The organism is Corallococcus sp. AB049A, from assembly GCF_003668885.1.
GTDB classification, from domain to species: domain Bacteria; phylum Myxococcota; class Myxococcia; order Myxococcales; family Myxococcaceae; genus Corallococcus; species Corallococcus interemptor.
The window spans coordinates 1-4,026 of the sequence record NZ_RAWL01000605.1; the positions used below are offsets into that span (position 1 = coordinate 1).

Consider the following 4,026-nt stretch of genomic DNA (forward strand, 5'->3'; position numbering starts at 1 on the left):
CGCGTGGTCCGCGTGGACGCCGGTCAGCATCCCCGCAGGTAGGGTCCCACGCGAAGGCGCCCCGCGCGATGATGCGCGCTGAACCGTGAGCGCGACCGGCCCCCTCCTCCTGATGCTGCTCTGGACGGTGCTCCTGCTGGGGGTGCTGTCCATCGTCGTCTCCACGCTGCGCACCGGCGCGCCGCCCATGCCCAGCTCGCCCCGGGTGCGGCGGGCACTGCTGGCCATGCTGCCTGGGGACACGCGGGGCACGGTGCTGGACCTGGGCTCGGGCTGGGGGGACGTGGCCTTCAACCTGGCGGACCACTGCCCCGAGGCGCGCATCGTCGCGTACGAGCTGTCCTGGCTGCCCTGGCTCTTCAGCCGGCTGCGCCAGCGGCTCTTCCCTCGCGCGAACCTCACGCTCCTGCACGGGGACTTCTTCGCCGCGTCCTTCCAGGACGCGACCTGCGTCGTCTGCTACCTGTCCCCGGGCATCATGAAGCGCCTGGAGCCCCGCTTCGCGGCCGAGCTTCCCGTGGGCGCTCGCATCCTGAGCCACACGTTCGGACTCCGGGGCTGGGCGCCCGTGCGCAGCGTGCGGCTCCAGGACCTCTACCGCACGCCCGTCTACCTCTACGAAGTGCCGCCCCGCGCGCCGCCCCGTGAGTAGAGTCCCCGCCCGTCCACCCCTTCTCGAAGAGACAAAGCCCGCGATGAGTGACTTCCAGTTCCAGGACATGCTGCCGCTTGGCAAGGACGAGACGCCCTACCGCCTCCTCACGAAGGAAGGCGTCTCCACGTTCGAGGCCGCTGGCCGCACCTTCCTCCAGGTGGAGCCGGAGGCGCTCACGCTGCTCACGCGCGAGGCCATGCGGGACATCTCGCACCTGCTCCGGCCCGGGCACCTGCAGCAGCTCAACAACATCCTCCAGGACCCGGAGGCGTCGTCCAACGACAAGTTCGTGGCGCTGGAGCTGCTCAAGAACGCGAACATCGCCGCGGGCGGCGTGCTGCCCTCCTGCCAGGACACCGGCACCGCCATCGTGATGGGCAAGAAGGGCCAGTACGTCCTCACCCGCGGCGGCGACGAGGCGGCCATCTCCAGGGGCGTGTTCGACACGTACCTCACGTCGAACCTGCGCTACTCGCAGATGGCGCCGCTGGACATGTACAAGGAGGTCAACACGGGCAACAACCTGCCCGCGCAGATCGAGCTCTACGCGACCGACGGCGACGCCTACAAGTTCCTCTTCATGGCCAAGGGCGGCGGCTCCGCGAACAAGAGCTACCTCTTCCAGGAGACGAAGGCCGTCCTCAACCCGCAGAGCCTGCTGGCGTTCCTGGAGCAGAAGATCCGCTCGCTGGGCACCGCCGCGTGCCCGCCGTACCACCTGGCCATCGTGGTGGGCGGCACGTCCGCGGAGTTCGCGCTGAAGACGGCGAAGTACGCCTCCGCGCGCTACCTGGACACGCTTCCCGCCAGCGGCAACGCGCTGGGCCGGGGCTTCCGCGACGTGGAGCTGGAGCAGGAGGTGCTCAAGCTCACGCAGCGCACCGGCATTGGCGCGCAGTTCGGCGGCAAGTACTTCTGCCACGACGTGCGCGTCATCCGCCTGCCCCGCCACGGCGCGTCCTGCCCGGTGGCCATCGCCGTGTCGTGCTCGGCGGACCGCCAGGCGCTGGGGAAGATCACCCGTGACGGCGTCTTCCTGGAGGCGCTGGAGACGGACCCCGCGAAGTACCTGCCGGAGACGAAGGACGCGGACCTGTCCGGCGACGTGGTGAAGCTGGACCTGAACCGCCCCATGAGCGACCTGCGCGCGGAGCTGTCGCGCTACCCCATCAAGACGCGCCTGTCGCTGTCCGGCTCGCTGGTGGTGGCGCGCGACATCGCGCACGCCAAAATCAAGGAGCGCCTGGACCGGGGCGAGGGCATGCCCCAGTACCTCAAGGACCACATGGTCTACTACGCGGGCCCGGCCAAGACGCCCGAGGGCTACGCGTCCGGCTCCTTCGGCCCCACCACCGCGGGCCGCATGGACGCGTACGTGGATCAGTTCCAGGCGGAGGGCGGCAGCTTCGTGATGCTCGCCAAGGGCAACCGCTCCCAGGCCGTCACGGAGGCCTGCAAGAAGCACGGCGGCTTCTACCTGGGCTCCATCGGTGGCCCGGCGGCGCGCCTGGCGCAGGACTGCATCAAGAAGGTGGAGGTGCTGGAGTACGCCGAGCTGGGCATGGAGGCCGTGTGGAAGATCGACGTGGTCGACTTCCCGGCCTTCATCGTCGTGGACGACAAGGGCAACGACTTCTTCGCGAACATCAACAAGCCGTCCGCGAAGAAGTAGGCCGCTGATTCAACTTCCGGCGTGCGCTCTCAATCGAACTCGAGCGCGCGCTGGAAGTCCGCCGGGTTGGAGGCCGCGCTCTGGGCCGTCTCCAGGGTGATGTCTCCCGCGCGGTACAGCTGCGTCAGGTGCTGGTCGAAGGACTGCATGCCGAACATGTCGCGGCCCTTCTCGATGACGTCCTTGAGCTCCGCGGCGCGGTCGTCGCGGATGTACTGCTCCACCGTCTTCGTCTGCACCATGATCTCCAGCGCCACCGTGCGGCCCTTGCCGGTGGCCCTGGGCAACAGGCGCTGGGAGACGGTCGCCTTGAGCGAGTCCGCCAGGCGCATGCGCACCATGGTCTGCTCCTCCGCGGGGAACACGGACACCAGGCGGTTGATGGTGCGCGACGCGTCCGTGGTGTGCACCGTGGACAGCACCAGGTGGCCCGTCTCGGACGCCTTCAGCGCGATGTCGATGGTCTCCGTGTCGCGCATCTCGCCCACCAGGATGACGTCCGGGTCCTGACGCAGCGCCGCGCGCAGCGCGATGGCGAAGTTCGCCGTGTCCGGGCCAATCTCGCGCTGGGAGATGGAGGACTTCACGTTCTTGTAGATGAACTCGATGGGGTCCTCGATGGTGAGGATGTGCAGGCTCTCCGTGTGGTTGATGTGGTTGATCATCGATGCCAGCGTGGAGCTCTTGCCGGACCCCGTGGCCCCCGTCACCAGCACCAGCCCGCGCTCGTTGCCGGCGATGGTTTTGAGCACCTGCGGCAATCCCAGACCGTCGATGCTGGGGATCTCATCCGGGATGATGCGCAGGATGCAGGCCAGCGAGCCGCGCTGCCGGTAGATGTTCACCCGGAAACGCGCGACACCGGGGAGGCTGTAGGACGAGTCGCATTCCTGCACACTGTCGATCTGCGCCTTCATCAGCGGATCATTCATCACGTGCAGCGCCACCTGCTTCGTGTGATCCGCCTGGAGCTTTTCCATCTTCAACGGCCGCAGCACACCGTTCACGCGGTAGATGGGCGGGTCCCCAGGACGGAAGTGGATGTCCGAAGCCCCGTTCTGGACGCCGACGGTGAGCAGCTTGTTCAGGGTGTTCTGGTCCAGGTAATCCCTCTCACTTCACGAATGGAGCGGAGGATTCTAGAAGAACGCCACCCGGTCCCTCCATCGTTGCAATGTGGGAAGCATTCCCCAGCCTCACTGTATTGAGTTTTCCCGCAAATCAAGGAATGCGAGTACCCCGGGGGATGAAGGAACTGTCCTCGACTGCTCACCAGTGGCCGTCTTCCTGCCCAGGCGGCCCGGATGCCCTGCCCCAAATCCATGGCGAACATCCGGGCATGAACGGACAAACCGAGCAGGCCCCCCACTCCGAAGAGCTGTCCTCCGCTGACTACGCCGCGCTGGAGGTGTGGGATCCCACCCAGGTGGTGATTACCCCGCGCATGGCGGCCCGGCTGTGGTTGCAGACCAGCCTGCGGCTGACCCGCGCCCAGAAGGAGCTGCACGACGCCATCTTCGCCAACGACGCCAGCGAAGCGGCGAAGGACCGCTACGCGGAGGCCCGCGCGGAGCTGGACTCCGCGGAGGCGTGGGCCCTGCACGTGGCCCGCAACATCCCGCGCTACCGGTAGACAGACGCACCCACCTCCTCCCCCCCGGACGTGGCACACGGGTGGCGGCGGGACGGACCTTCACGG

The 4,026-nt window shown here is 67.7% G+C and carries 4 protein-coding genes; 3 read left to right on the forward strand and 1 reads right to left on the reverse strand.

Annotation, left to right across the window (positions count from 1 at the left end; all coding sequences use genetic code 11):
• Positions 1-85 precede the first annotated feature (85 nt).
• Together D7X55_RS36980 and D7X55_RS36985 are read left to right on the forward strand one after the other, a co-directional pair.
• Entirely contained in the window at positions 86-652 is a 567-nt protein-coding gene (locus D7X55_RS36980) for a class I SAM-dependent methyltransferase (protein WP_121725487.1), read from the forward strand.
• Positions 653-695: 43 nt separating this feature from the next.
• On the forward strand, positions 696-2,327 hold the full coding sequence (locus D7X55_RS36985; RefSeq protein WP_121725488.1) for a fumarate hydratase: 1,632 nt from the start codon (positions 696-698) through the stop codon (positions 2,325-2,327).
• A 29-nt stretch (positions 2,328-2,356) separates the two neighbouring features.
• Here the strand turns inward: D7X55_RS36985 and D7X55_RS36990 are convergent, their stop codons facing one another.
• Complete coding sequence (locus D7X55_RS36990) at positions 2,357-3,430, reverse strand: type IV pilus twitching motility protein PilT (protein WP_120550353.1); 1,074 nt, start codon at positions 3,428-3,430, stop codon at positions 2,357-2,359.
• Positions 3,431-3,666: 236 nt separating this feature from the next.
• On the opposite strand from D7X55_RS36990, the gene D7X55_RS36995 reads away from it, so the two are divergent.
• Positions 3,667-3,960: a FruA-associating protein, FapA gene (locus D7X55_RS36995; protein WP_120550354.1), complete on the forward strand. Its 294-nt coding sequence runs from the start codon at positions 3,667-3,669 to the stop codon at positions 3,958-3,960.
• Positions 3,961-4,026: the final 66 nt, after the last annotated feature.

What these genes read in the sequence shown, in the direction of transcription:
- D7X55_RS36985 (WP_121725488.1), top strand. Translation starts at nt 696, where the DNA reads ATGAGTGACTTCCAGTTCCAGGACATGCTGCCGCTTGGCAAGGACGAG.
- D7X55_RS36995 (WP_120550354.1), top strand. Translation starts at nt 3,667, where the DNA reads ATGAACGGACAAACCGAGCAGGCCCCCCACTCCGAAGAGCTGTCCTCC.